Source organism: Cyclobacterium lianum, from assembly GCF_900143075.1.
Lineage (GTDB): Bacteria > Bacteroidota > Bacteroidia > Cytophagales > Cyclobacteriaceae > Cyclobacterium > Cyclobacterium lianum.
Map to the genome: position 1 here is coordinate 166450 of NZ_FRCY01000008.1, position 26310 is coordinate 192759.

22 protein-coding genes are annotated in these 26310 nt (G+C 46.1%); 15 read left to right on the forward strand and 7 right to left on the reverse strand.

What is annotated here, in order from left to right; translation table 11 throughout:
- Positions 1-90 precede the first annotated feature (90 nt).
- The gene (locus BUB19_RS14365) at positions 91-663 is read left to right on the forward strand and encodes a hypothetical protein (protein ID WP_073095257.1); all 573 of its coding nucleotides are present in this window, start codon (positions 91-93) and stop codon (positions 661-663) included.
- The gene (locus BUB19_RS14370) at positions 663-1346 is read left to right on the forward strand and encodes a DUF2490 domain-containing protein (RefSeq protein WP_073095258.1); all 684 of its coding nucleotides are present in this window, start codon (positions 663-665) and stop codon (positions 1344-1346) included. The genes BUB19_RS14365 and BUB19_RS14370 overlap by 1 nt, the downstream gene beginning before the upstream one ends.
- Before the next feature lie 48 nt (positions 1347-1394).
- Here the strand turns inward: BUB19_RS14370 and BUB19_RS14375 are convergent, their stop codons facing one another.
- Positions 1395-1856, reverse strand: a complete 462-nt coding sequence (locus BUB19_RS14375; RefSeq protein ID WP_073095259.1) for a hypothetical protein — start codon at positions 1854-1856, stop codon at positions 1395-1397.
- 357 nt (positions 1857-2213) lie between these two features.
- Here BUB19_RS14375 and BUB19_RS14380 point away from each other — a divergent pair, with 357 nt between their 5' ends.
- Positions 2214-2396 carry a hypothetical protein gene (locus BUB19_RS14380; protein ID WP_073095260.1) on the forward strand — a complete coding sequence of 61 codons (183 nt, stop codon included), beginning with the start codon at positions 2214-2216 and terminating at the stop codon, positions 2394-2396.
- 56 nt (positions 2397-2452) lie between these two features.
- Here the strand turns inward: BUB19_RS14380 and BUB19_RS14385 are convergent, their stop codons facing one another.
- Positions 2453-3844: a transglutaminase-like domain-containing protein gene (locus BUB19_RS14385; RefSeq protein WP_073095261.1), complete on the reverse strand. Its 1392-nt coding sequence runs from the start codon at positions 3842-3844 to the stop codon at positions 2453-2455.
- Between the two features lie 269 nt (positions 3845-4113).
- Between BUB19_RS14385 and BUB19_RS14390 the strand changes: the two genes are divergently transcribed.
- From BUB19_RS14390 to xylA, 3 genes are read left to right on the forward strand one after another with little or no spacing between them, the layout of a single operon-like run.
- Complete coding sequence (locus BUB19_RS14390; protein ID WP_073095262.1) at positions 4114-5757, forward strand: sodium/sugar symporter; 1644 nt, start codon at positions 4114-4116, stop codon at positions 5755-5757.
- 19 nt (positions 5758-5776) lie between these two features.
- A complete protein-coding gene (locus BUB19_RS14395) occupies positions 5777-7267 on the forward strand; it encodes a xylulokinase (protein ID WP_073095263.1) in 1491 nt (496 codons plus the stop codon).
- Positions 7268-7309: 42 nt separating this feature from the next.
- Positions 7310-8623 carry a xylose isomerase gene (gene xylA, locus BUB19_RS14400; RefSeq protein ID WP_073095264.1) on the forward strand — a complete coding sequence of 438 codons (1314 nt, stop codon included), beginning with the start codon at positions 7310-7312 and terminating at the stop codon, positions 8621-8623.
- Between the two features lie 43 nt (positions 8624-8666).
- Here the strand turns inward: xylA and BUB19_RS14405 are convergent, their stop codons facing one another.
- Both BUB19_RS14405 and BUB19_RS14410 read right to left on the reverse strand, forming a co-directional pair.
- Positions 8667-10082: a tagaturonate reductase gene (locus tag BUB19_RS14405; RefSeq protein ID WP_073095265.1), complete on the reverse strand. Its 1416-nt coding sequence runs from the start codon at positions 10080-10082 to the stop codon at positions 8667-8669.
- Positions 10083-10119: 37 nt separating this feature from the next.
- On the reverse strand, positions 10120-11145 hold the full coding sequence (locus BUB19_RS14410) for a LacI family DNA-binding transcriptional regulator (protein ID WP_073095318.1): 1026 nt from the start codon (positions 11143-11145) through the stop codon (positions 10120-10122).
- A gap of 343 nt (positions 11146-11488) precedes the next feature.
- Here BUB19_RS14410 and BUB19_RS14415 point away from each other — a divergent pair, with 343 nt between their 5' ends.
- The 4 genes from BUB19_RS14415 to BUB19_RS14430 all read left to right on the forward strand — a co-directional run bounded on the left by BUB19_RS14415 (position 11489) and on the right by BUB19_RS14430 (position 17604).
- Entirely contained in the window at positions 11489-12823 is a 1335-nt protein-coding gene (locus BUB19_RS14415) for a putative oxidoreductase C-terminal domain-containing protein (protein WP_245802856.1), read from the forward strand.
- Between the two features lie 31 nt (positions 12824-12854).
- A complete protein-coding gene (locus tag BUB19_RS14420) occupies positions 12855-14123 on the forward strand; it encodes a prolyl oligopeptidase family serine peptidase (protein ID WP_143156047.1) in 1269 nt (422 codons plus the stop codon).
- An 18-nt stretch (positions 14124-14141) separates the two neighbouring features.
- On the forward strand, positions 14142-15332 hold the full coding sequence (locus BUB19_RS14425; protein ID WP_084097330.1) for an alpha/beta hydrolase family protein: 1191 nt from the start codon (positions 14142-14144) through the stop codon (positions 15330-15332).
- 169 nt (positions 15333-15501) lie between these two features.
- Positions 15502-17604 (forward strand): alpha/beta hydrolase family protein, encoded by a 2103-nt coding sequence (locus BUB19_RS14430; protein ID WP_084097332.1) that lies wholly within the window; start codon positions 15502-15504, stop codon positions 17602-17604.
- A 54-nt stretch (positions 17605-17658) separates the two neighbouring features.
- Here BUB19_RS14430 and fbaA read toward each other — a convergent pair whose 3' ends face one another.
- A complete protein-coding gene (gene fbaA, locus BUB19_RS14435) occupies positions 17659-18720 on the reverse strand; it encodes a class II fructose-bisphosphate aldolase (RefSeq protein ID WP_073095267.1) in 1062 nt (353 codons plus the stop codon).
- A gap of 197 nt (positions 18721-18917) precedes the next feature.
- Here fbaA and BUB19_RS14440 point away from each other — a divergent pair, with 197 nt between their 5' ends.
- Positions 18918-19781, forward strand: a complete 864-nt coding sequence (locus BUB19_RS14440; protein WP_073095322.1) for a type 2 periplasmic-binding domain-containing protein — start codon at positions 18918-18920, stop codon at positions 19779-19781.
- A 200-nt stretch (positions 19782-19981) separates the two neighbouring features.
- On the opposite strand, the gene BUB19_RS14445 is transcribed toward BUB19_RS14440, so the two are convergent.
- A complete protein-coding gene (locus tag BUB19_RS14445) occupies positions 19982-20770 on the reverse strand; it encodes an NIPSNAP family protein (RefSeq protein ID WP_073095268.1) in 789 nt (262 codons plus the stop codon).
- Between the two features lie 166 nt (positions 20771-20936).
- Between BUB19_RS14445 and BUB19_RS14450 the strand changes: the two genes are divergently transcribed.
- The 3 genes from BUB19_RS14450 (at position 20937) to BUB19_RS14465 (ending at position 23774) form a co-directional block, all read left to right on the forward strand.
- The gene (locus tag BUB19_RS14450) at positions 20937-21884 is read left to right on the forward strand and encodes a UDP-glucuronic acid decarboxylase family protein (RefSeq protein WP_073095269.1); all 948 of its coding nucleotides are present in this window, start codon (positions 20937-20939) and stop codon (positions 21882-21884) included.
- A 275-nt stretch (positions 21885-22159) separates the two neighbouring features.
- Positions 22160-22567, forward strand: a complete 408-nt coding sequence (locus BUB19_RS14460; RefSeq protein ID WP_073095271.1) for a response regulator transcription factor — start codon at positions 22160-22162, stop codon at positions 22565-22567.
- Entirely contained in the window at positions 22560-23774 is a 1215-nt protein-coding gene (locus tag BUB19_RS14465; protein WP_073095272.1) for a sugar transferase, read from the forward strand. The genes BUB19_RS14460 and BUB19_RS14465 overlap by 8 nt, the downstream gene beginning before the upstream one ends.
- Here BUB19_RS14465 and BUB19_RS14470 read toward each other — a convergent pair.
- Positions 23756-24994 carry a glycosyltransferase gene (locus BUB19_RS14470; RefSeq protein WP_073095273.1) on the reverse strand — a complete coding sequence of 413 codons (1239 nt, stop codon included), beginning with the start codon at positions 24992-24994 and terminating at the stop codon, positions 23756-23758. The two genes, BUB19_RS14465 and BUB19_RS14470, sit on opposite strands and share 19 nt — an antisense overlap.
- 84 nt (positions 24995-25078) lie before the next feature.
- On the opposite strand from BUB19_RS14470, the gene BUB19_RS14475 reads away from it, so the two are divergent.
- Positions 25079-26308, forward strand: a complete 1230-nt coding sequence (locus tag BUB19_RS14475; protein ID WP_073095274.1) for a glycosyltransferase — start codon at positions 25079-25081, stop codon at positions 26306-26308.
- Positions 26309-26310 lie beyond the last annotated feature (2 nt).

Consider the following 26310-nt stretch of genomic DNA (forward strand, 5'->3'; position numbering starts at 1 on the left):
CGGCGGGACACATTGACATCAGACCGGTGCTTCTGGCTCCGTATTTACCCGATTTTGCAATAGCTTAAAGTATAGATACAATACAAAACAATGGATTGGCGGATAGTAAATGTTTTATTGTTCTTTGCTTCCCTGGTTGCCTATGGGCAGGAAAAGGTGGAGCGGGAATACCGCGTAAAGGTGCGGGAAGTACCTGCTGAAGCCAGGGAATGGCTGGATGATGCTTTTGAGGGTCACAAAAGGGTAAAATGGTTTATGGAGGAAACTTCAGGAAAGAAAAGCTTTGAAGCCAAGTTTCCCTGGAAAAAAGAGGATTACAGTGTGGAATTTGACCTTAGCGGAAAAATTGAAGATATAGAAATTCAAAAAAACTGGCAGGACCTTTCCGAAGCGATCAGAAACAACCTGGAAGTATATTTTGAAGCAAATTACAGCAAATGGAGGATAGAAAAGATACAGATGCAATTTACCGGTGAGCCGGATGACCTTGAGGACATGATCGACGAAGAAGAGCAGGAGCAGATAGTGATTAGGTTCGAAATAGAATACTATGCCGAGAAGGGAGAGGGCAAAGGGCTTTGGGAAGGCCTCTTTGACAAAGATGGTAATTTTATGAACAAAAGAGAGGTAATGATTCCACCTGTAGATAATTTGTTTTTTTAATGAAAAAAGTTGTTTGTATTCTTATTTTTATTCTGCCTGCCCTGGTTATGGGACAGGGACGAGTTACTAATTTTGGACTCTTTCCCGAATTTCAGATCGGATTCAGCGCTGCTGAAAATCTAAAGGTAACCGGGAAAATAGAAAGTCAGCATGGGATGCTGGATAAGACGGAAAGCAATGAGGCTGATTGGGGATATTATCATAACCAGACCGATTTTCAGGGATTTCTGGGCACATCACTGAATCCTTTTGTAGCAATAACGGCGGGCTATCAGTACCGGGTGGAGCCGGGAAGAGACAACAGCCACCGTTCCATACAGCAGGTTTCTTTCCTGCAGCGCGCAAGCCAGTACAAAGTAGGACATAGGGTTCGTACAGACCAAACGTTTGCACCTGGTGAACCCATTGAATATCGGTTAAGGTACAGGATATCATTTGAAATTCCCATAGAGGGACAGAGCCTTGACCCCGGCGAATTTTTCCTTGTATTCAGTGATGAACCTATTTACAGCCTCCAATCCGGAGAAAGCGGACTGGAAAACAGACTGGTGGCGGCTTTGGGCCACTATTCCAAAGGCAAACAAAAGTTCCAGGCAGGCATCGACTACCGTACAGACCGGTTTTTTGAGGATGATTTTCGACAGAGAACCTGGTTTAAATTTGGCTGGTACCTCAGTTTATAGCCGCCTGCAGCTGCTGCAAGTGGGGCTGCAAGCGCAGAGGGTACCGGGCTAAAATACATCAAGAATTCTATAGGTCCTGCCGTTCAGGGTGAAAGATTCCCCTTTCTTTTTCCCCTTCATTTCTTTGTAGATTGGCGCTTTTTGGGAAATGCCGAAAAGTTCTTTTCCCTCTACTTCAAACTTTTCTATACTTACACTCGGAAAAAATGTCATTTGATCTGTTTTGACCACTGCGCCAAGTGTGACCTCGTCAAAAAGATTGTCAGCGGTTTGCATCTGTTTTAAAAAATCCAGTTCTTCCACGACAAAATTTAGTTCATCTGCTATCCGATTGATGACAATCGCACTTTCATCCTCCTGTCCCTGCTGATCGTATTCGTATTTGTCGTCCTGCGACTGCTGCTCGCCCTCTCTCAATTCCCTGATACGGGTTCTAAAATCAGAAACAATGGCTTCCTGGTATTTGATGGCTTGCTCCATCACTTTCTTTTTAAAGGCTTTCTTATCCATTTTGTAAAGTTGTGGTGAAAAATAATAGATGATACAATCGAATCAATTGTACTTATAAACTTTAAAGTACGCACAATTAGTTCACTGTCCAAATAAATGGGAAAAGGATGAGCGTAAACATGCCATCTATCGAAATGGTGAAATTCAAAACAATTGTATATTTCCTTTCTCGGTCATTATGAGTACCGATCTGTCATTGAGCACCGGAGCCGCTGTCCTTCCAGTAGTTGTGAAAAGGTAAATACGATCAAATCGGCAACAATCAGGGTAAACCTGATTGTTAACGGGAGAAATATTTGTTTTTTTGGCAAAATTGTTACCTTTAAGCTTACGTAAAAACCAAAACGAGAGAAATTTATGAAAGGCTTAAAGAGTTTTAAAACCGCGGCATTGCTGATGGTGCTGATGGCGTTTTTCTTTTCTGCTACGGTGAGTTCCTGCGGAAACAAAAAGACGGACGACACCGGGCAATCCAGCGAACATCCGGAAGCAGCCGGTGATGAAGAACATCCCAGTGATGGAGGTGAACATCCTGAATAAAAGAGAGAAAACCAATAAAAAAAGAAGCATTTAGACGATGCTTCTTTTTTTATTGGTTAGTTTTTTCTGGTAAACGAAAAAGTAGTCTGTGCAACAGCAGACTGCCCCCCAACTTCAAGTAAGGGATAAGCCAGAAAATTCACAGGGCCGGAGGCAGGTCCCGGGTCCAGCACCAGGTCCCTTCCCCTGCTAAATTCGATACGATTTGCTGGATGCCGGCCAAAGTAATAGGTGGCAAGGGCGGTATATTTGTTGCCTTCACTGATGTCTACCGGCCACCATTTGCCTTCAGCAAAAAACTCCGCCCAGCAATGGTAACCATCTATGCCACCCTCGTCTCTATCCGACGGTATCGCGGCGCCTATCGAAAACCTTGCCGGGATACCCACCGACCTGGCAAGAGAGATAAAAAGAGAATGAAATTCTGTACAGTTCCCTGTCTTGGTATCACAGGCATAGACAGCATCACCTTTGCCATATTCTCCTGATTTGGCATAGCGCATGTTATCAATGATATAATCATAAATGGCCCTGGCCTGCATGAGTTGGCTGTCTTTGTTTTTATCACCAATCGCCTCAAGTGCTATTTCACGAAACCGGCGGTCCACCGGCATCAGCCTGTTGGACGCCAGGTACCGGTCGGCTATCTTCTCGCGGGCTTCATATGGTCCTTTTTCCTTTCTGGTGACATCATAGACCAGTTTGATCTTTTTTCCGCTGTGCGCCGGAGAGAGTTCCATGTACAAAATCCGGTTGTGGTTCGCTTCGTCTTCTATCATCCGATGGTCACCCGGTACATCCATGGATACCAACTCCACCTCCTGAAAGGCATCTGTCAGGGCCATGGGTATCCACATTTCAGCAGTTTTGTCTAAATCAGGGAGGGTAGCTTCGTAGTTAAAAACAAATTCGTCTTCGCCCTCGATCACTCCTAATAATTCATTGGTAGCTTCCTCAATAGGCAATTTGTACCAGGTTTTGTCTTCTTTCTGCTTCCAGCTATAAAAAGGCTTTCCATTCAGTTTATGCACGGAAGTGGCCGTTACATCCATAGCTCCGGGGTCCCCCTCCAAAAAGAAATCGACATCATACACATCACCATTCACATCGGCAAGATCCACGCAGGCAAAATGGCGCTGTGGACCAAGATTGGAAAGGTATTCGGTATGGACGCGTACAAGCTGCAGCCGCAGCAGTTTGTCCCCGTCTTTTACCAAAAAGTAGCCGTCGTTTTTCTCGGTTTTGGCGTCTATATAGGCTTTGATACCCTTTTCAATATCAGCAATGGCCACCTTTGGCACCGCTTCTACTTCGGCTTGTCCCTTACTGCTGTCCTGCTTTTCCCCAGAATGGCAGGAGGAAAACAGCAGCCATGAAGGAATCAGCAGGTAGCCGGCCAAAGCGGGGAATATGATCCTGTTCCGGATTAGTTGAGTAATGGTTTTCATGTAGGCAGGTGCAGGTACTTGACAACGTTTTCGCCAAAGATAAAATATATCTCCGGAGGAACAATAGATTCCGGGTGAATATCAGCAGGGTATGTATTGTTCTGTACGCCAATGGCAAGCTGGTAATTTACGAACCTGCAAAATCTCTATCGTCGACTTTCTAATTAAATTTATTTTATAAAAACCTTATTTGACTATATTGCACCTTTGTTTTTGATCACAATACCAAGTGAATTGACTTAAGACCGAACCCATTAATCCATACATTCATGAATTTCACCGCCTTAGACCTGATCATCTTTATCGGTTACTGTGTCCTAATCCTCATGATGGGATACCTGGTTTCCAGGGAAAAAAAGGGACACATCAAGGATTCCAACGATTATTTTCTGGCCAGTAAAGCATTGCCATGGTGGGCGGTAGGTGCATCATTGATTGCGTCCAATATATCCGCAGAACAATTTATTGGCATGTCAGGTTCAGGCTTTGCCCTGGGGCTGGCTATCTCCACCTATGAATGGATGGCTGCGGCCACCCTGATCATCGTGGCGATCTTTTTTCTTCCGGTATATCTGAAGGAAGGTATCAGCACCATGCCTCAGTTTTTATTGAGAAGGTATGATAGCAGGGTGAGGACCGTTATGGCGGTTTTCTGGCTTTTGGTTTATGTTTTCGTAAATCTTACTTCTGTGCTTTATCTGGGGGCATTGAGCCTGGAGACCATACTTGGTGTACCGCTTACCTACGGTATTGCGGGGCTGGCCCTTTTCGCCATGTTGTATTCCATTTATGGTGGCTTAAAAGCGGTCGCCTGGACTGACGTGGTACAGGTATTCTTCCTGGTGCTTGGAGGTCTGGCCACCACTTACCTTGCACTGTCTATAGTGGGTTCGGGAGACGTCATTGCCGGATTCACCTCCTTGCTGAATGAAGCTCCTTCGCATTTTAACATGATCATCCAGAAAGGAGAGATGATGATACCGGATGGGTCTGGCGGCGAACGGGATGCCTACCTCGATTTGCCAGGTATCAGTGTTTTGATCGGCGGGATGTGGGTGATCAACTTAAACTACTGGGGTTTCAACCAATACATTACCCAGCGGGCGCTGGCAGCCAAGTCACTGAATGAAGCTCAGAAGGGGATGGTTTTCGCAGGTTTCCTCAAGTTGGTCATGCCGCTGATTGTAGTGATTCCCGGCATCGCTGCTTTTGTGATCGTGAACCAGGGTATGGATGCCTCCTTTATCTCCTCCATGACGGATCCGGATACCGGTATCATCAAGTCAGACAGGGCTTATCCAACCCTGCTACAGCTATTACCCTCAGGGCTGAAAGGACTTGCTTTTGCGGCCCTTACTGCAGCCATAGTTTCCTCGCTCGCTTCCATGGCCAACAGCACCTCGACCATATTTACGCTCGATATCTACAAAAGTTTTTTTGATCAAAACGCGTCCGAAAACAAACAGGTACGGGTGGGCAGGATTACTGCGATCGTTGCGTTTTTTGTGGCGGCCATCGTGGCGCCCGCGTTGAGCGAATTGGACCAGGCATTTCAGTATATACAGGAATACACAGGATTTGTCTCCCCCGGTGTATTTGCCATCTTTGTGTTTGGCTTCTTCTGGAAAAAAACCACATCCAATGCAGCCCTCACAGCCGCTGCACTGACCATTCCCCTGTCTACGGCCTTTAAGTTCCTGACCCCCAATCTTCCATTTATTGACCGAATGGGGTTGGTTTTCCTGATTATTGCCGCCCTGATCATCGTCATCAGCCTGATAGATGGCAAAGGCAAAGACCATCCCAAAGGTATTGAAGTGACAAAAGATCTTTTTGTCACGAGTACCAAATTCAAAATCGGAGCGATCCTGATTTCTGGCATCATCGCAGCACTCTACATTGTTTTCTGGTAAACCAAAATTGTAAACTAGCATGAGAAGACTACTGATTGGATATGATGTGGGTAGTTCATCTGTAAAGGCCACGCTGCTGGATGCCGATTCCGGTAAGGTGGTCGCCACTGCAGGGTTACCCAAGGAAGAAATGCCCATCGATGCCCCCAGGCCTGACTGGGCCGAACAGGATCCGGAGACCTGGTGGCAGTACATCAAAGACACGAGCCGTGAAGTGCTCCAGGCAGGCCAGGTCAAATCCGGGGAGCTCAAAGCCATCGGTATTTCTTATCAAATGCATGGCCTGGTGATGGTAGATAAAAATAAGTCGGTCATCCGTCCGGCCATCATCTGGTGTGACAGCCGGGCAGTAGGGATTGGTAACCAGGCCTTTGAGGCGTTGGGCAGCGAATATTGCCTGAAGAATCTGCTCAATTCTCCGGGAAACTTTACCGCCTCCAAACTCAAATGGGTGAAGGATAATGAACCGGAAAAGTTTGAAAAAATCCACAAGATCATGCTTCCCGGAGATTTTATTGCCATGAAGCTTACCGGTGAGATTCTTACCTCAGAGACAGGACTCTCAGAGGGCGTTTTCTGGGATTTTCAAAAAAATGGACTGGCAGGTAAACTGCTCGATCATTATGGCATCGACGCTTCACTGCTGCCGGATGCGGTCTCTTCTTTTGGCAGTCAGGGCAGGCTTATGGAGGAAGTAGCCCGGGAACTGGGGCTGGACCCGGGGATACCGGTCACGTACCGGGCTGGCGACCAGCCTAATAATGCGTTTTCACTAAATGTCTTGGAGGAGGGGGAGCTGGCGACTACTGCCGGTACTTCAGGAACTGTCTATGGAGTGAGTACCCTGCCGGTGTATGATCCCAAATCCAGGGTCAATACTTTTGTGCATGTAAACCACCGTGCCGAAGATCCAAGATATGGTGTTTTGCTCTGCGTAAATGGCACGGGCATACTCAATAGCTGGCTCAAGAGAGTGCTGGGATCAGCATCTTTGGATTATGAACAAATGAACCATCTTGCAGCAGAAGTGCCCATAGGCGCTGAAGGACTGAGCTTCATTCCATTCGGGAACGGTGCGGAACGGATTATGGAAAACAAGCAGGTAGGTGCCCATCTTTCCGGCCTGAACCTTTTGAAACATGACAGGAGACATGTACTGCGTGCCGGGCAGGAAGGGATCGTGTCTGCGCTGAGTTTTGGGTTTGAAATCATGAAGCAAATGGGACTAAATCTGAGAACCGTAAAAGCAGGCAAAGCCAATATGTTTCTCAGCCCCTTATTTCGTGAAGCTTTTGTCAATATGAATGATGTAGCCCTGGAATTGTATGATACTGATGGGGCACAGGGAGCAGCAAGAGGTGCTGGTATGGGCGCAGGCATTTATGCCGGTGCCAGCGAGGCTTTCCAGGGTCTGGAGCGGATTCAGGTGCTGGAACCTGATGCGCAAAAGCAGGAAGCTTACCGCTCAGTATTCAAGCAATGGGAGCATCGGCTTCAACAAGTAAAATAAAAGAAACAACAGATCAATATAAATACCTAAATAACAACAAACATGTCAAAATCATATTTCCCGAGGATTGATAAAATCAAATTTGAGGGTAGGGATTCCAAAAATCCGCTGGCCTTCAGGTTTTATGATGAAAACCGAATGATCGGAGGAAAAAGCATGAAAGATCATTTTCGTTTTGCGATTGCCTATTGGCATAGCTTCTGTGGAGGCGGTAATGATCCCTTCGGACCGGGTACGCTGGTAAGGGAATGGGATATAAATCCGGATCCCATTCAGCGGGCAAAAGACAAAATGGATGCAGCCTTTGAGTGTATTGGAAAAATCGGTGCCCCTTTTTACTGTTTCCATGATGTGGACCTGATCGATGAAGGAGAAGATATCGCTACCTACGAGCGGCACATGCAGGCCATCGTGGATTATGCCAAACAGAAGCAGGCGGAAACAGGCATCAAATTGCTCTGGGGCACCGCAAATGTGTTTAGCCATCCCCGGTATATGAATGGTGCAGCTACCAACCCGGATTTCAATGTGGTCAGCAGGGCAGCCACACAGGTCAAAAATGCCATTGATGCCACCATCGCCCTTGGCGGTGAAAATTACGTTTTCTGGGGCGGACGAGAGGGATACATGTCGCTCTTGAATACGGACATGAAAAGGGAAACAGAACATTTGGCCCGATTTCTCAGCATGGCAAGGGATTATGGAAGGAAACAGGGATTCCAGGGCACCTTTCTGATCGAGCCCAAGCCTATGGAGCCCACCAAGCACCAGTACGATTATGATGCGGCTACCGTTATTGGATTTTTGCGGCACTATGGTCTGGACAAGGATTTTAAACTCAATCTTGAAGTCAACCACGCGACCCTCGCAGGCCATACCTTCCAGCACGAATTGCAGGTGGCGCAGGATGCAGGACTTTTGGGAAGCATAGATGCAAACCGTGGTGACTACCAGAACGGTTGGGATACCGATCAGTTTGCCATCAATTTGCAGGAATTGACCGAAGCCATGTTGGTGCTGCTTCAGGGGCAGGGATTTACTACGGGAGGCGTAAATTTCGATGCCAAGCTTAGACGAAATTCCACAGACCTGGAAGACCTGTTTCATGCTCATGTGGGTAGCATGGATGCCTTTGCCAGAAGCCTGATCATTGCCAACGACATCATGGAAAAATCGGATTACCAGCTCCTGAGAAAAAGAAGGTACAGCTCCTTTGATTCAGGCAAAGGGAAGGATTTTGAAACCGGTAAGTTGACCATGGAGGCCCTGAGGGATCATGCCATTGAGACCGGTGAGCCTGAAATGACCAGCGGAAAGCAAGAAATGTACGAAAACATCCTTAACCAATACATTTAAATAAAGAAGAGGCTTTGATATTCAAAGCCTCTTCTTTTCTTTTTTATTTTTTTTCCTTTTCCGAAAGAATGTTTACTTCCTGAATAAGCGCCTGACTGAGGCCGGGTACGAGGTTGAGGTCCTGGTCCCAGAATTCTATTTTTGCCAACACCCCGCTAACCACTTCTTCGGTAGGTTTGATTTTCCAAAGTTGATCGAAAAAATGCAGCACGTCTTCCTTGTCTTTTAATGGAATTTTTTCCCCATTGTAATGGCCGCGATAAAAAACTATCATTGCCGCAAAGGCCTGGCAAAGATGCCGGGGCAGTTCGTTTTCCTTTCTGTAATAATCCAACAATGAGGGCAGTACCCTTACTTTCCATTTCGACACCGAGTTAAGCGCGATGTCACTCAATTTATGGTTGATAAAGGGATTTCTGAACCTGTCCAATACGGCCGCTGCAAACGGATGAAGCAGGTCTTCCGGTAAATCCAGGGAGGGAATGATTTCATTGAAGATGGTCTCCTTAATATAGGCGCTCGTTTCGGTATCAGACATCGCCTCCCGCACCAGACGAATGCCTTTCAGGTAAGCTACCGGAACCAGGCTGGTATGCGCCCCGTTTAAAATACGTACTTTTCGGGTTCGGTATGGGGTAAGGTCAGATACAAAACGTACGTTAAGGCCAAATTTGTCCGCCGGAAACTTTTCTGCAAGTCCCTCAGCTTCTTCAATGGCCCAGAAATGAAAGGGTTCCGCCATCACCATCTGTTCGTCCCTGAATCCAAGTGTTTCTTGTATTTGGTCTGCTTTTTCAAGCGGAAATCCAGGTACAATTCTGTCTACAAGTGTATTGCAGAAGGTATTGTGTTTTACCAACCAATCTTCAAATGTTCCGGGGAGCTTCCACAGGTCAGCGTACCGGATCACATTTTCCCTAAGCTTATCGCCATTGTTCTCTATCAGCTCACATGGCAGGATAAATAAGCCTTTTTCCGGGTCAGCATCAAAGTGTCGGAACCGCTGAAAGAGCAATGCCGTCAATTTGCCCGGGAAAGAGTCTGGAGTAAGGGTCCAGTCTCTGTCTTTTTCGTCAAAATAGATGCCCGCTTCCGTGGTATTGGAGAAGATTAAGGTCAATTCCGGACTGTTTGCCAATTCCAGAAATGCGTTGTATTCTATATAAGGATTGATGGCACCTCGCACGCAATCAATTAGATGATTCTCTTCTACGGTGTCTCCTTCATGAAAGCCGCGGACAATCAAATGGTAAAGGCCTTCCTGTGCGTTGATCCCCCTGGCTGGTTTGCGGCTGTGCACCTGCACCATTTGTATATCTCCGTCAAAATCAGCCTGTTCGTTGAGAATCTGCACCATCCAATCGGCAAATCCTCTTAAAAAATTACCGGTACCAAATTGAACTATCTTCAATGGTCTGGTAGGGGTCTGTGTAATCGTTTGTCTGTTTAATGGTTTCATATTTTCGATTGTACGAATTAGGGTTTAAAATTTACGGTCAAAATCTCTGGGACGAGGCCCTGATAATCAGGTTTGCATCCACGACTTTTTTTACGGTGGGCTTGTTTTTCTGATCGGTGTTGATCATTTCAAAAAACAAGGTTGCGGCACTTTTTCCTATAGAGACGGCTTTCTGGTCTACTGTACTCAGCGTTGGTTCCGTAAATGCAGTAAACGGCTCATTGCTAAACCCGACAAGGCCGACCTCCTGTGGAATTTTTACATTGATGCGTTTTAATTCCTGTAAGGCGCCTACTATTGCATAGTCGCTGGCAGAGAAAATTGCATCAAATCCCTGATTTTTATCCAACAGCTGTCTGGTGCTTTTTTGTCCTCCATCCAGTTGCATATTGCTTTCTACTACTAAAGTAGGATCAAAATTTATACCATTGTCCAGGAGGGCTTGTTTGTACCCCCGGAGCCTTTCCTGATAAATTCTGATCTTCATGTGGCTGGTAAAATGCGCAATATGCCGGTAACCCTGTTCTAACAGGTGGTGGGTAGCCTGATAGGCAGAGAGATAATCGTTTATGGTCACCTGATTAACATTTAGTTCGTCGGTGGTCCTGTCAAAAAATACCAGTGGAATGCCTTTCTGCAAAACGGCGTTAAAATGCTCGAAGGAGTGGGTATTCTTACCCAGCGAGACCATGATTCCATCTACTCTTGCATCCAGCAATGCTTCAATGGTGGCCACTTCTTTCTCGTATTCATCGTAGGATTGGCTGATCATTACCTTATAATCGAGGGCATTGGCCTGCTCCTCTATTCCGCGTACGATAGAAGAGAAAAAATTTCTGTTGATGGTTGGGACGATGATCCCAATCAATTTGCTTTTTCCGTGGCGAAGGGCAGCCGCGATCCGGTTAGGCTTATAGTTGATGGCCTTTGCTGCATCCAGGACCATCTTTTTGGTGGTTTCACTTATTCTCGGATGGTTGTTTAGTGCCCTGGACACGGTGGAAGCGGTAACTCCGATCTCCATAGCGATATCATGAATGGTGATTTTTTCTTTCTTTCTCATCAACTTGTACGGAACGCAGAATATTGGCCGGAATGGCTTTTTGTCCATTCAAAATGAATGATAAGGAAATATTTTAGCAAATGCAATCGATTGCGCTAATATATGTTTTATTCTTTTGCTTTATTCTTTATCTTTAATTTCCCATTTTCCCCAGGGAAAACAGGTGGTATGGATTTAATGTTGCTCTGTCCGGATTTTCGGTATTAAATCTTGAAATTTTAAAAAACTAACTTATTATCATTTAATTTATAAAGATAAACGTATGAAAATCAATAGTAAATTTTGGTCACCCCTTGCTGCATCAATTTTACTTTTAGCTGTATCATGTTCCAACGAAAAAGAAATGGAGGAAGAAGACGTGAAAACAACCTTTACCGGTGAAAAGAATGAAATCAAACTTTTAACATTAGATCCGGGTCATTTTCATGCCCACCTGGTAAAAAAATCCATGTACGAACAGGTAGATCCGAAAGTACATGTGTATGCCCCTGATGGTCCGGAGCTACAGGCCTATTTGCAGGCCATAGAAAATTACAATACCCGCCCGGAAGATCCTACCAGTTGGGAGCTTGAAGTGTATAAGGGCGAGGATTTCCTGCAACGCATGCTTGAGGAAAAAAGAGGTAATGTGATGGTCACAGCAGGGAACAACAGGGAGAAGACTGCCAATATCAAAGCTACTGTCGAGGCAGGGCTTCACGTGCTGGCAGATAAGCCTATGGCAATAGACGTAGCCGGTTTTGAGATGCTCAAGGAAGCTTTTGACCTGGCCAAAAAGAACGATGTGCTGCTATTTGATATCATGACCGAACGGTTTGAAATATCTACTATACTCCAAAGAGAGTTTTCCCGGATCCCTGAGGTTTTTGGTGAGTTGGTGCAAGGCAGCCTGGAGGATCCGGCGATCACCAAGGAAAGCGTGCACCATTTCTACAAGCAGGTATCAGGTAGCCCCCTCATCCGGCCGGCCTGGTTTTATGATGTCACCCAACAAGGCAATGGTATTGTGGATGTGACCACCCATCTGGTAGATTTGGTTCAGTGGGAGAGCTTTCCTGAACAGATTATCGATTACGAAAATGACATTGAATTGATCAATGCCAGACGTTGGACCACCGACCTCACGCTGGAACAATTTACACGTTCTACTGGATTGGCTTCCTATCCGGATTATCTGGGAGGGGTGGTAGATGACGGAATCCTGAAGGTTTACGGCAATGGTGAAATCAACTACACCATCAATGATGTTCACGCCAAAGTATCCGTAATATGGAATTATGTGGCTCCCGAAGGCTCGGCCGATACCCATTACTCCATCATGCGTGGCAGCAAATCCAATTTGGTCATCCGGCAGGATGAAGCAGAAAATTACATTACTGAGCTCTATATCGAGCCTGTAGCGGGTGTAGATCTGGCTGATTTTGAAGAGACCTTGCAGGAGCAGGTAGAAAAATTATCGGTACGGTACAATGGACTGGGGCTGGTTAAGGTATCTGGCGAGAACGCATGGCGCATAGAAATTCCCCAAGCCTATCGTACCAGCCACGAAGATCATTTCAGAGAAGTTACCGAGCGATATATTGAGTACCTCACCGCTGGAAAATTACCGGATTGGGAAGTTCCCAATATGCTCGCCAAATATTACGTGACTACCAAAGCGCTGGAAATGGCCCAATAGGCCAGACTCTTCCTTTTCCGGATATTTAGATATGAAACTACAAAGAAGATCTTTTATCAAGCAGGCAGGAATGGCCGGAATGGGATTGGCGGCTGGCATCCCTATTCCAGCTGCCCATGCAGGCGGTGCAATAGTCGACATGAATAGCAAGGCAGCAGGCGATCAAAGTATTATCGGCCCATATGGACCCTGGATCGATGGATTGAACAAACAGACATTACCAAAATTTTCCTTTAGGAACCCTTCCTTTACCAATTTAGAGCAATGGAAGGCTCTGGCAATGGAACTGACCCGGGACCGTATGGGAATACCGGATACCGGTCCTCTGCCTGTGGTCGAAAAATCCGGTACGCAGAACCATGATGGCTTGCAAATTGAATCACTGTCCTGGCAGCTTCCCTATGGCAGGCCTACACAGGCACTGGTGTTGAAGCCCGCCGGGGAGACCGGAAAATTGCCCGCCATACTTGCCTTCCACGATCATGGCGGTAATAAATATTTTGGTCGGAGGAAAATCACCAAAACCGGAGATGACCAACACCCTCTGATGGAGGAACATCAGCAACATTATTATGAAGGGATGGCCTGGGCCAATGAAATCGCCAAAAGAGGGTATGTGGTCATGGTTTCAGATGCTTTTACCTTCGCCAGCAGGAGGGTTATGATAAAAGATGTGCCGGAAAATCAGCGTGGAGGGCTTACGGATTCAGCACCTGAAAAACCCGAAAATATTGCGGCATACAATGATTGGGCGGCGAAGCATGAACATGTGATGGCCAAATCGCTTTTTTGCGGAGGAACAACATGGCCCGGAGTATTTTACGCCGAAGACAAGGTTGCCCTTGATCTGCTCTCGTCCAGGCCGGATGTAGATCCGTCCAGGATAGGCTGTGGTGGCCTTTCGGGTGGGGGATTGCGCACGGTGATGATGGCAGGACTGGATCACAGGATCAAATGTGCGGTCTGCGTGGGTTTTATGAGTACCTGGACAGACTTTCTGTTGAACAAAGCCTACACCCATACCTGGATGACATACGTTCCCCGCCTTCCTGAAGATCTGGATTTTCCGGAAATATTGGGGCTTCGGGTACCATTACCTACCCTGGTGTTGAATGATGAGGATGACCAGTTGTACACACTGCCGGAAATGAAGAAAGCTGACCATATACTTGCAGAAATTTATAAAAAAGCAGGCTTTAGCGACAATTACCGGGCTTCGTATTATCCGGGGCCTCACAAGTTTGATGTTGCCATGCAGCAGGAAGCTTTTTCCTGGTGGGACAAATGGTTAAAAGCGTAACAAAAAAATGACAAAAATATGAATACATACCGCCGCCAGTTCAGGTACTTTGTCTGTTATATTCTTTTTTTGCCGGTGTTTTATGCGCAAGCCCAGCGTTCTGCTGATGAGGACATGCTATGTGTAGGCGCACACTGGACAGAGGATGAGGGTGCAGGTTTTTTGCAAATGATGCAGGGAGAATACCAAAGCGAAAGGGCCTGGGACAAAAGAGCCAAAGCCATTCGCCAACAGATACTGAAAGGTACAGGTCTGGAAAAAATGCCCGATAAGGGCCCCCTGAATCCTGTCCTGGGTGAAATCAGGGAATACGATGGCTATAGTGTCCGGAATGTAGCTTTTGAAAGTTTGCCAGGAGTATTTGTCACGGGAAGCTTGTATCTGCCTTCGGATAAATCTGGAAAAATTCCCGGTATTCTCAGTCCCCACGGTCACTGGGACAAGGAAGGAGAGGTAGGTCGGTATCGCCCTGATGCGCAAAAGAGATTTGCGTCGATGGCCAGGATGGGGGCTATGGTGTGGGCCTATGATGCCGTGGGCTATGGCCAGCAGAAAGATTTGGGCTGGGAGCACCGGGAAGATGGTGAAATACTGAAATTGCAACTCTGGAACAGTATCAGGGGCGTGGATTTTATCTTGTCAATGGGTGCGGATCCCGAAAGGATGGCTGTGACCGGAGCTTCGGGAGGAGGTACTCAATCTTTTCTGCTAGCTGCAGTAGATGAACGTATCGATGTCGCCGCTCCGGTGGTGATGGTATCGGCTCACTTTTTTGGGGGCTGTGTTTGTGAAAGTGGAATGCCCATCCATAAAAGCAACAATTTTCAAACCAACAACGTGGAAATTGCCGGCCTTTTCGCACCAAAACCCATGTTGCTGGTGTCGGTAGGCGGCGATTGGACCAAAAATACTCCCCAGGTAGAATTTCCACATTTGCAGTATATTTATGGATTGAAGGGAGATAAGGAAATGGTCGAAAACATTCATATTCCGGAGGACAATCATGGATACGACGACAAAAAGCGGCAGGCGGTATATCCGTTTCTGGCAAAGCAACTGGGGTTGGACCTTTCCAAAGCCATGCATCCCGATGGCAGTTTGAATGAGGATAAGGTTGTATTGGAAGATCAGGAAGTTTTGTATCCCTTCGATGACAATCATCCTTTTCCCGAATCCGGAATCACTTCCGTATTCGACATCAAATGGTAGGAGTGATAATTGCAGCGAGCGTCAATAGTGGAAATTGGGGACAGCGTTTAATCGACAGGTATATCCGGCACTTCTAGTTTCAGAAAACAATGTCAGCGATGCTTGCTCAAATTTCAGGTAGCAATTAGAGAATAGGTTCTTTTTCCTTTTATTCAAAATCTGGAAAACCATGTTGAGAAAAATTTTATTGACTGCTATGGTATCGGTCCTCTATCTGCTTGCAGCCTATGGGCAGGAGGATTTGAAAGTAATACAGCCCCATTGGGTAAGCTTCACAGATGGTTCCAATGCTTTGTACAAGCACCAGACCATGCAGGCCTTTGAATTGCTCAGTGCGAGGAAAAAAGCGCTGCAACAGCTTGATTCCAAAGCATCATGGCAGGAATGGCAGGCGCAGATCAGGAAGAAATTGTGGGATGCTGTGGGGCCATTTCCTGAAAAAACGCCACTCGATGCTGAAATTACCCGAAAAGTGCAAAAGGACGGTTTTCGCATGGAACACCTGGTCTATCAATCCCAACCGGGATTTTATGTCAGTGCCACCCTTTTTGTACCGGATGGCTTGTCAGAAAAAGCGCCAGCAATCATTTACTGCTCAGGACATGCGCTGGAATCCTACAGGAGTCATACCTATCAGCATGTTATTTTGAATCTGGTAAAGAAAGGTTTCATTGTTTTCGCATTTGATCCGGTAGGGCAGGGGGAGCGACTGGAATACTTTGACCCGGCAGATAACAAGCCTACGATCGGCGGTCCGACCAAGCAGCATTCCTATCCGGGGGCTCAGGCCTTTATTGCGGGTACATCCCAGGCCAGATACATGATTTGGGATGGCATACGGGCTGTAGATTATCTCACCACCCGCCGGGAAGTTGACGCAAGCCGGATAGGTATCACCGGCAGGTCTGGGGGAGGTACCCAATCTGCCTATATAGCGGCATTTGATGAGCGCATTTATGCTTCCGCTCCGGAAAATTACATCACCAATTTTAAGCGTCTGCTTTTAACGCACGGTCCTCAGGATGCAGAACAGAATTTTTACAGGGGGATCGCTTCCGGTCTGGACCAGCCTGACCTGCTGCTGGTAAGGGCTCCGAAACCAAGCCTGATGATCACTACTACGAGAGACATTTTTAACATTGAAGGAGCCAGGGAGGCTGCCGCTGAGGTACGCCGCATTTATGACGTATTTGACCATTCAGAGCGATTTGGCATGGTCGAGGACGATGCAGGGCATGCCTCAACCTTAAAAAACCGGGAAGCCATGTATGCATTTTTTCAGGAGAATCTGAATTACCCGGGAATTGCACGGGACGAACCCATTGACACACTTAGCCGGGAAGATTTACAGGTGACAAGTACCGGACAGATTCTGAGCAGCTACCCTGCCAAAACCATATTCGAGCTGAATCAGGAGCATATACCTGCCCAATCTCCGGGATCCCTGGCTGAACGCGTAGCGAAGTCCAGAATGCTATCCGGGTACCGGGATCCTGTCGGCGAAGCGACTACCATGATGACCGGCCGCTTTCAAAGAGAGGGGTATACGGTGGAAAAGCATTTAATGCGCGGAGAGGGAGACTATTGGATTCCCTTTCTGCTGATGAAACCCGATGCCCAGACTTCCAGCGCTGTCCTTTTTCTGGACCCCGGGGGGAAAAGTACGGATGCAGCTGCAGGTGCAGATATGGAGGCGCTTGTGAAAGAAGGACACATGGTACTGGCCCCGGACCTGCTGAATACCGGGGAGATGGGCAATGGAGGATTTACCGGCGATTCAAACTTTCAGGGCGAATCCTATAATTTGTGGTTTGGCAGCATATTGATAGGCCGTAGTATTGTAGGTCTTCATGCAGGGGATGTCAATCGGCTGGTCCGGGTATTGCAGGAAAAGCAGGGTGTATCGCAGGTACGAGGTCTCGCAAAAGGTCAGATGGCCTCGGTATTATTGCATGCAGCCAATTATAACCCCGACATACGCTCGATCGCGCTTATAAATCCGATGAATTCTTTCCGATCCCTGGTTACGAGTCAGAAATATGATCCGTCCCAGATAGCGTACACCGTGGCTGGAGCCCTGCCCCACTATGATCTGCCAGACCTGCTGGAAAATCTGGCCGATAGAAATCCGCTGATTCTGGAAGAGCGAAGCATGGATCAGAGGACTTTTCCGGAATGGTCAGAAAGCCTTAAGGACAGTCAGGTGAGAAGTATACCGCAGTCCGATATTGGCGCAAGAGCGGCACATTTACGTAACTGGCTAAACCCCTGAAGCAAAAAAAGCTACCCTGTGGAGGTAGCTTTTTTGTTTTTCTTTCGTGTTGAATCAATTCCTGTTGATGGCATTAAGCATGTCAAAGGCCATTTCCAGTCTTTTTCCGAAGTTCTCCTCTCCTTTTCTCAACCAGACTCTGGGATCGTAGAATTTTTTATTCGGATTGTCAGAGCCTTCCGGATTTCCAAGCTGGGTTTGGAGATAGCCCTCTTTGTCTTTGTAATATTTTAAAACACCCTCCCAGAAAGCCCATTGGAGATCGGTGTCAATGTTCATTTTTACAGATCCGTAACTGTTGGCTTCCCTGATCTCCTCGACAGTAGATCCAGATCCACCGTGAAAAACAAAATTGACAGGTTTGCCTACTGTACCAAACTTTTTGTTGATATAATCTTGCGAATTTTTAAGGATCTCCGGCTTGAGGGACACGTTGCCTGGTTTGTACACACCGTGTACATTTCCAAATGCCGCAGCCACTGTGAATAGGTCATCGACTTTCTTCAACTCCTCATAAGCATAAGCCACTTCCTCTGGTTGGGTGTATAGTTTGGAGCTGTCCACGTCGGTGTTGTCGACTCCATCTTCTTCTCCTCCGGTGACACCAAGTTCGATCTCAATGGCCATATTCAGTTTGGCAAATTCCCTGAAATATTTTACAGAAATTTCAATATTCTCTTCCAATGTCTCTTCCGAAAGATCCAGCATGTGGGAGCTGAATAGCGGCTTCTTAAAAGCAGCATGATAGGCTTTCCCTTCTTCCAGCAGTCCATCTATCCAGGGGAGTAATTTTTTTGCGGCATGGTCGGTGTGCAGAATTACAGGAACCCCATATACCTCCGCCATTTTTTGTACATGCATGGCACCTGAAACGCCACCAGCTATGGAAGCCTGCTGCTTGTCGTTCGGAAGCCCCTTTCCGGCAAAAAACTGAGCTCCGCCATTGGAAAACTGAATCATCACAGGGGAATTCACTTTTTTAGCGGTCTCCAGTACTGCGTTGACAGTATTGCTATTGATGCAATTTACCGCAGGCATCGCAAATTCGCTTTCCTTGGCATATGCGATAAGGTCTTTCAGTTCTTCACCGTATTTTACTCCAGGTTTGAATTTCATATTGAATGATTTACGTTTATATTGAATATTGATTCCTGTCCAATTGATTTGAATGGAAAATTTACGTCAAAGATAGGAATACCCTAGAACAAATGCCTTATTTTTTGGGCGAAAAATACCATTTGGCCGAATATTGCGGCTTTTGCAGCCGTATATCAAGGCTGAGAAACTATAAAATTTCCTTTATATCTTTGTTTATGGAAAAAATTACTATCACAGGAGTTCCGGAACATTTCAATTTTCCCTGGCAATTGCTTGTAGAAGCACAGCCTTTTTTGGAAAGCGATGTACAATTGGTTTGGGAAGATGAATCGAGAGGATCTGGTGCCATGAACAAGGCATTGCGGGAAGGCAATACCGATTTGGCCATCGTACTTACAGAGAGTTTTGTAAAGGACAAAATCGAAGGAAACCCAGGACGGATGATAGGTTTTCATGTGAATTCACCCTTGATTTGGGGGATTCATGTTCCTGCAAGGACTGATCTGTCAGCGGTGGAAGACCTGAAAAATGTCCCTTTTCTTGTAAGCAGAATGGGCTCAGGCTCTCATCTGATGACTTATCTGCTGGCGCAGCGAAAGTCCTGGAACACCTCCGATATCGATTTTGAGATTATTGGTAACCTTGATGGTGCCATCCAATCCTTTAGAAAAAACAGTGCCAAAGCATTTTTGTGGGAAAAATACACCACACAGCCTCTGGTAGACAAGGGTTTATTCAAACGGATAGGGGAGATACCCACGCCCTGGCCCTGTTTTGTCATTGTAGCATCAGAGAAAATGCTTCGGGATAATGCAGTGCTGGCCTTTCAGATCATGGACGCGCTGTACCAGATTAACCGACGGCTTATGAATGATAGATCAGCCGCAGTCAATCAAATTGCAGCTCGGTACCAACTTGACCCCAAGGGGGTTGAGGAGTGGATTGCCCAAACCACCTGGACCACGGAGGAGGAACCGGCTGCACCCCATTTGTTAAAAACAATGGAAATATTGGCAAGTTTGAAGCTTATAGACAAAAAACCGGGTGCAGAAACCTTTATTGCTCCGCGCAGCCGGTAAATATATACGGGACCAGCTATCGGGTCCCGTATTTTCACTAAAAGGAAATTCGGCAATGGTGCCGAATACAACCTTGCAAATTAATCGATCTGCACTCCGCCCGGAATACTTTACATCGGCTTTACAATCGTTCTATTTTACAGTTGCAGTTTCCCCGAAACCTGAGTCCCGACTGCATACCTAACACAAAGTTTGCTGCATCAAAAGTCTGAATAATCAGTGGGACGAAGTAGGCGCGTGACATTTTTAGAGACTGTATTCTGGTATTCTTCCAGGTCTTTCATCGCTACCCAGTCAGGATCTACCCTGAACGCATCCCAGTGCGCATTTCTTTCTTCCATGTTTTCAAAGGTAGTCAGGTACATGAGGTTTGGCATGGTGGCTCCGGCGAGTGTTTCGGCGTAAAAAACCGGATTGAATGCCAACTTGTCGAATATGTCTGTTTCACCGCTGTTAAACATTTTTACTTTCTGGCGATACAACCTTTCTGTGGCGGCTTCATAGCTTCTGAGTTCATAAACACGCTCAGATTTCGGCGCGCTTAACTCCGGGGCCTTCATCCTGGGACTTCCTTTGAAAGCCTGCAGCAAGCGGGTTTCTATCCTTTCGAATGGGGGGTTGTTATGCGAGGCATAGATGTAATCTTTACCGGCGTCCTGGAAGCGCTGGTCTTTGTCCAGCTTGCTTTGAAACTGAAAGTAATCTTTGGAGTTTTTAAAAGGCAGAAAGACAAAAATTCGCTTGCCGGCTTCCTGTTCCGAGGGAAGCGGTTTGAATACACCCACCTGGCTCACTCCTGCCCGGTGGGCAGCAGGAATAAAGGCCGATTCCAGATATTTATCCACCATTTGCTCCTGAGTGCTATTGGCGATGTGATAAATTTTAAGCTCGTAAAGATCTCTTTTGCCGTCCTGTGCCACCGAAAAGAAGCTCAGGGAAAAAGTGAAAAGTAACATCAAAGATGAAACGATAAGTTTATTTTGGTTCATGTTGTTATTGATTTGAATGCTGTAATCAAGAATACTATTTTGATCAAAAGTAATTAAAATCGAATTACTTTAAAAAAATATTATACCAATGGAAAATATATGCTTATTTTTGAATTTTATATTTTAGCAATGTATGAGCTTGTTTTTGAATCAATTATTATAGGAAATGAAAAGAATTTTAGTAACCGGTGGAGCAGGTTTTTTAGGTAGCCACCTTTGTGACAAACTTCTTGCCGAAGGAAACGAGGTCCTTTGTGCAGACAATCTTTTTACGGGCAGAAGGCGGAATATCCACCATTTGCTGGACAACAAAAATTTTGAGTTTTTAAGACATGACGTTACGTTGCCTCTGTATGTAGAAGTGGATGAGATCTACAATCTGGCCTGTCCTGCCAGCCCTGTCCATTATCAGTTTGACCCGGTTCAGACCACCAAAACCAGTGTATTGGGCGCAATCAATATGTTGGGATTGGCCAAACGGCTGAAAGTACGGATTTTACAAGCCAGTACCAGCGAGGTGTATGGAGATCCGGAAATACATCCCCAGCCCGAATCCTACAAGGGGAGTGTAAGTGTGACCGGCCCCAGAGCCTGCTACGACGAGGGTAAGCGTTGTGCCGAAACCTTGTTTTTTGATTACCATCGGCAACAGAAACTGAGCATCAAAGTCATGCGCATCTTCAATACCTATGGTCCCAGAATGCACCCCTCTGATGGCCGGGTAGTAAGTAATTTCATAGTCCAGGCCTTGAAAGGTGAAGACATCACTATTTTCGGCGATGGCAAGCAGACCAGAAGTTTTGGTTATGTGAGTGATTTGATTTCGGGCATGCACAAATTGATGAATAGCCGGGAGGGTTTCATCGGTCCGGTCAATATTGGTAATCCGGTAGAATTTACCATGTTAGAACTGGCAGAAAACGTCCTGGAGCTCACAGGATCCAAGAGCAACTTGAAATTTCTTCCACTTCCGCAAGACGACCCCATGCAACGCAAGCCCAATATCGACCTGGCAAGAAAGGAACTGGGCTGGGAACCCAGGGTGCAGTTAAAGGAAGGCCTCATAGAGACCATCAGCTACTTCGATCAGGTTCTGAAAGAAGGCGGATATTGACCTTCACATGACATCACAGGTGGAGGCGCTGCTTTCGATACAGAAGGCAGTGCTTTTTTGTTTTTTGTGTTATCAGCTGATGTTTTTTTCAAACCTAATATTTAGACGTTTAGATATTAAATTTTGTATTATATTAAATTTCAATATTTTAAATTCGCGAAGTGGCATATTATTTTATTTTTATGAAAATTTAATTGATAAAACCTTTTTTTATTTGCCTGAGGTTGTTTACCTTGTATCATTATTATTTGTCACCTGATTAAATACTTGTAGCCATGAAAAGCAGGTATAAGTTATTCGCCATAGATGATGAGCCTTCCGTGCTGCTGATAATTCAACATTACTTCAAAGAGAAATTTGATGTCAACGTGTACAACAAGCCTGCTGATGCCATTGCGTCCATGCACGAAGGCAACCTTCCGGATATGATCATTTGTGATTTGAATATGCCCGAAATCAGCGGAACCGAATTTGTGGAATTTATTCGGTCAAGTGGTTTTTTTGCAGAGATTCCTCTGATTGTTCTTTCGGCTACAGAATCATCCGAGAAGAAGATCAATATTTTGAATCTTGGAGCAGATGATTTCTTGGTCAAACCTTTCAACCCCAAAGAGCTGGAAGCCAGGATCAATTCTATATTGAGGAGAATTGGCAAACCAGCATTGGAAACGATCGATGACTGACAATTTCCGTAAAATTGCGTTGATTTCAAAAAACCAACAGCTAATTGAATCGATTTCTGAAGCGTTGAAAGGCGCCTGCGATGTCCTTCCTTTTTCAAATGGAATCATTTTTTACAATCACCTTGCCAAATCATCGGGGGATTTTTGCCTGGTGTTGAGCGACGCCTCATTGCAGGGAGTACACGGACTTCCTCTGAAGGAAACCATGGATAAATTGGGTTACGGTCATCTGCCTTTTTTTCTATTGGTAGACAGGCTCAGCCGGGAGGATATCCTAAAAGCCATAAAGGCGGGCATTGCAGACTTGTTTATCAAGCCTGTAAATAGGAAAAAGCTCAGGACAAGGATTGCGTTTCAAATCAAACATCCCATCAGCAGATTAAAGAACAGGAAAATCACCAAGATACAATCCTACAAGATCCCCTTCCTGAAGCGATTATTGGACCTTGTGGTTTCCGGCCTGATATTATTACTGTTGAGCCCTCTTTTTTTGATTGTTGCCCTGCTGATCAGGATTGAGTCCAGGGGACCTGTGTTTTATTATTCTTACAGGGTCGGTACGGGATACAATATTTTCAAATTCTACAAATTCCGGTCTATGGATCCGGATGCAGATGCCAGGTTGCAGCAACTCAAGCACCTGAACCAATACAATCAGCCTGGATCTACTCATACCAGGGTGGAAGGGGAGAAAAGTGACCCCGCCTTGAACAGCCATTCCGTAAAGGAGCTTTGTGAGTTTTGCGAGCAGGCCGGGGGTGGATGCCTGCAGCCACTCTACGATGACAACCAGATGGTTTGTGAGAAAATTTTGCTGGCCAAAAAGAACAGCAATCAGGATTCGGCTTTCATCAAAATAAAAGACGATCCGCGCGTGACCAGGATTGGGAAATTTATCAGAAATACGAGCATCGATGAGCTGCCCCAATTGTGGAATGTGCTGAAAGGTGATATGTCATTGGTGGGTAACCGCCCGCTGCCATTGTATGAGGCTGAGAAAATTACCACAGACAAATATGCGCTGCGATTTTTAGGCCCGGCAGGGATCACGGGGCTCTGGCAGGTAGAAAAAAGGGGCAGAGGAGAAATGTCTGAGGAGGAAAGATTGAGCCTGGACAATGACTACGTTAAAAATTTCTCATTCTGGTTTGATCTTAAGATACTGTTACGAACTGTTCCTGCGCTTTTTCAAAGCGAGAATGTCTGAGCCAGCAATTCCCAGAAATGTTTTTCCCTTTCCTCCCAGGTATTTGTGGAGGCCTCAAGATACCTTTTTTCCGACTTTTCTGCCGTATCGTTGTCAAGTTCCTGTCTGATGGCCAGGGCAAAAGAGGAAGCATCTTTTTGCAGTCGGATCAAAGGGAAAAAGGACCTGATGTCCGCTGAAAACGGGGTAGCGACTACAGGTTTACCCGATGCCAGGTACTCATTGATTTTCAACGGATAGATACTTTTGGTGACATCATTGCATAGAAACGGCAAAATGAGCAGGTCAAAATGACTCAGAAATCCCGGTAATTGTTCTATCTTCCTAGGTCCGGTAAAATAGAGATTTGGTATCTTGTCCAGGTCTATCCGGGTATGGCCGGCATGATTTCGCGGCCCTACGAGCACAAGGCTGATGTCCGGGTTGGCTGCGCAAATACCAGCGATCAGGTCATAATCCAGCCTGTGACAGATATTGCCGGTGTAGCCGATCATCGGACGTGGAATATCTTTGAGTTCTTCGGGTAACGGTAATTCCTTCTTGTAGGCTACCTTAAACAAGTCGAAATCTGCAGCGTTGGGAAAATAGGCGACCTCTTTTCCGGATAGCTCCTGCAAGTCTGTTTGCAATTGCCGTGAAGTGGCCAGGTTGAGGTCGGCATTCCTGATGGCCTGGATTTCATTTGCAGCCCCGTGTTTTCTCAAGTAAGGTTCAAGCGCCCGAATATTGTCTCTGGACTGGTAGACAGATACTGTCGGTTTGAAATTTGGCGGGACATGATTCATATACAGCGGATTAAAGGAATTGAAGAAAATAAATTCTTTTTCATTGATTCTTTTCAGCCCCTCAATGATGCTATTGGCCAGCCTTCGGTCATTCCACTTTGCCAGAAACCGATAGACCCGTCCCCTGGGCAACCAATTGACCGGAAGCGTCAGCGGGGGAGTCAATGCGTACAAATGTCTGCCAAAGTCCGGTAAGGGATTCAGGCTGGACCTGCCCCATAGTAAGGCAGCCTTTCTCTTCCTGACAGCTGCAGTGCTGCGTTCGCGGAAAAAATCAATCAGCGTAAAAGGATAGTCTACGTACAACACAGGACGCTTTTGGGAAAAAGTTTTGGCTAGCGACCAGGAAGCTGAAGAAAAATCTCCATCCCAGCGGGACATGCTTGTCATGACTATCGGCAATTGCTTTAATTGGGAAATTGAAAAATGATTCATTCAGCTTTTTTCTCTAAAATATAAATGGATTCCGACCGGGAAATCTTAAATTTAGGTTAAAAATAACCATTAATTTTTGATGCTTTGGTTCTGTTTGAAATAATTACCTGGATTTGTTGTTTTTACCTGTTGTTTCCCCTTATCAGTGCCAGCCTGGCTGTATTCCGATCTGAGAAGCTGGAAAAAGATCCGGCTCATTGCGCTGATTTCGCCTGCGTCATCACCCTTTACAAAGAAGCAGACATTGCCTGGCCTCTTGTCCGGTCTTTGCTACAACAGGACTATCCGAAATTCCACATTTACCTGGTAGTAGACGGAATAGAGGAAGTCCGCACTCCGGCAGTTTCGGATAAACGGCTTACGGTCCTGAAGCCAGAGGAGTTTCTGCACAGCAAGGTGGCTTCGCTGGATCTGGCGCTCCGCAGCATGCAGGAACACCACAGCCATGTGGTGGTGTTCGATCCGGACAACCTGGTACCCGCCCATTTTCTAAGAGAGATAAACCGCTACCATGCTATCGGCTATGTGGCTGTTCAGGGGAAAAGGATTGCGAAAAATATAAAAGGAACCTATGCAGCTTTGGATGCCCTCGGAGAATACTACTATGATTTTGCCGTCAGAAGCGTTCCTTTTATGCTGGGGTCTTCCTCTACTATTGCCGGTTCAGGCATGTCCCTTGAAAAAACGATATACCGGCAAAACATCGCCGGAGAAATGCAGGTATTGCAAGACCGGGGGCTGGTGGTAGCAGAGGACAAGTCCCTGCAACTGGAGCTGGTAAGTAGTGGCCATCGCATTGCCTATTCAGCGGCAGCCATAGTTTTTGACGAAAAGGTCACGGCGGCCCATCAGGTAGGCAGGCAAAGGGGGAGGTGGCTCAACAGTTATTTTGGCCAGCTTCCTGCCTCATTGGGTCTCTTTCTCAGGGGCCTTTTCCGGTTGGATTGGAATAAGGTTTATTTTGCCCTGATGGTGTCCATGCCACCCATGATCATGCTGACGGCTGCCGCCATGCTGTTGGCGATAGCCTCTTTGTGGATCAAGTGGCCTTATTTTTTTCTGATTACAGGATGTGTATGCTTGTTTGGATTAGGGTTTTTGAGTATTCTGACTTTTAACAAGACACCCGGCAGGGTGTTCAAATCGATTCCCAAAATTCCTTTGTTCGTGTGGGGGCAGCTTTCTGGTATATTGCATATCCGAAAAGCCAGCAAGGATTTTATGGCCACTACGCACAGTGAAGTGATGGAGATTGGCCCCTTATGGGAAAAGCGAAAAAGGGAATTTCAGTACCTGGAGCATCGCTGGAAGTGATT

Bases quoted from the DNA above. Each gene is read 5' to 3' on its own strand.
- BUB19_RS14365 (WP_073095257.1), top strand. From the start codon at position 91: ATGGATTGGCGGATAGTAAATGTTTTATTGTTCTTTGCTTCCCTGGTT.
- BUB19_RS14370 (WP_073095258.1), top strand. From the start codon at position 663: ATGAAAAAAGTTGTTTGTATTCTTATTTTTATTCTGCCTGCCCTGGTT.
- BUB19_RS14375 (WP_073095259.1), bottom strand. From the start codon at position 1,856: ATGGATAAGAAAGCCTTTAAAAAGAAAGTGATGGAGCAAGCCATCAAA.
- BUB19_RS14380 (WP_073095260.1), top strand. From the start codon at position 2,214: ATGAAAGGCTTAAAGAGTTTTAAAACCGCGGCATTGCTGATGGTGCTG.
- BUB19_RS14385 (WP_073095261.1), bottom strand. From the start codon at position 3,844: ATGAAAACCATTACTCAACTAATCCGGAACAGGATCATATTCCCCGCT.
- BUB19_RS14390 (WP_073095262.1), top strand. From the start codon at position 4,114: ATGAATTTCACCGCCTTAGACCTGATCATCTTTATCGGTTACTGTGTC.
- BUB19_RS14395 (WP_073095263.1), top strand. From the start codon at position 5,777: ATGAGAAGACTACTGATTGGATATGATGTGGGTAGTTCATCTGTAAAG.
- xylA (WP_073095264.1), top strand. From the start codon at position 7,310: ATGTCAAAATCATATTTCCCGAGGATTGATAAAATCAAATTTGAGGGT.
- BUB19_RS14405 (WP_073095265.1), bottom strand. From the start codon at position 10,082: ATGAAACCATTAAACAGACAAACGATTACACAGACCCCTACCAGACCA.
- BUB19_RS14410 (WP_073095318.1), bottom strand. From the start codon at position 11,145: ATGAGAAAGAAAGAAAAAATCACCATTCATGATATCGCTATGGAGATC.
- BUB19_RS14415 (WP_245802856.1), top strand. From the start codon at position 11,489: ATGGAGGAAGAAGACGTGAAAACAACCTTTACCGGTGAAAAGAATGAA.
- BUB19_RS14420 (WP_143156047.1), top strand. From the start codon at position 12,855: ATGAAACTACAAAGAAGATCTTTTATCAAGCAGGCAGGAATGGCCGGA.
- BUB19_RS14425 (WP_084097330.1), top strand. From the start codon at position 14,142: ATGAATACATACCGCCGCCAGTTCAGGTACTTTGTCTGTTATATTCTT.
- BUB19_RS14430 (WP_084097332.1), top strand. From the start codon at position 15,502: ATGTTGAGAAAAATTTTATTGACTGCTATGGTATCGGTCCTCTATCTG.
- fbaA (WP_073095267.1), bottom strand. From the start codon at position 18,720: ATGAAATTCAAACCTGGAGTAAAATACGGTGAAGAACTGAAAGACCTT.
- BUB19_RS14440 (WP_073095322.1), top strand. From the start codon at position 18,918: ATGGAAAAAATTACTATCACAGGAGTTCCGGAACATTTCAATTTTCCC.
- BUB19_RS14445 (WP_073095268.1), bottom strand. From the start codon at position 20,770: ATGAACCAAAATAAACTTATCGTTTCATCTTTGATGTTACTTTTCACT.
- BUB19_RS14450 (WP_073095269.1), top strand. From the start codon at position 20,937: ATGAAAAGAATTTTAGTAACCGGTGGAGCAGGTTTTTTAGGTAGCCAC.
- BUB19_RS14460 (WP_073095271.1), top strand. From the start codon at position 22,160: ATGAAAAGCAGGTATAAGTTATTCGCCATAGATGATGAGCCTTCCGTG.
- BUB19_RS14465 (WP_073095272.1), top strand. From the start codon at position 22,560: ATGACTGACAATTTCCGTAAAATTGCGTTGATTTCAAAAAACCAACAG.
- BUB19_RS14470 (WP_073095273.1), bottom strand. From the start codon at position 24,994: ATGAATCATTTTTCAATTTCCCAATTAAAGCAATTGCCGATAGTCATG.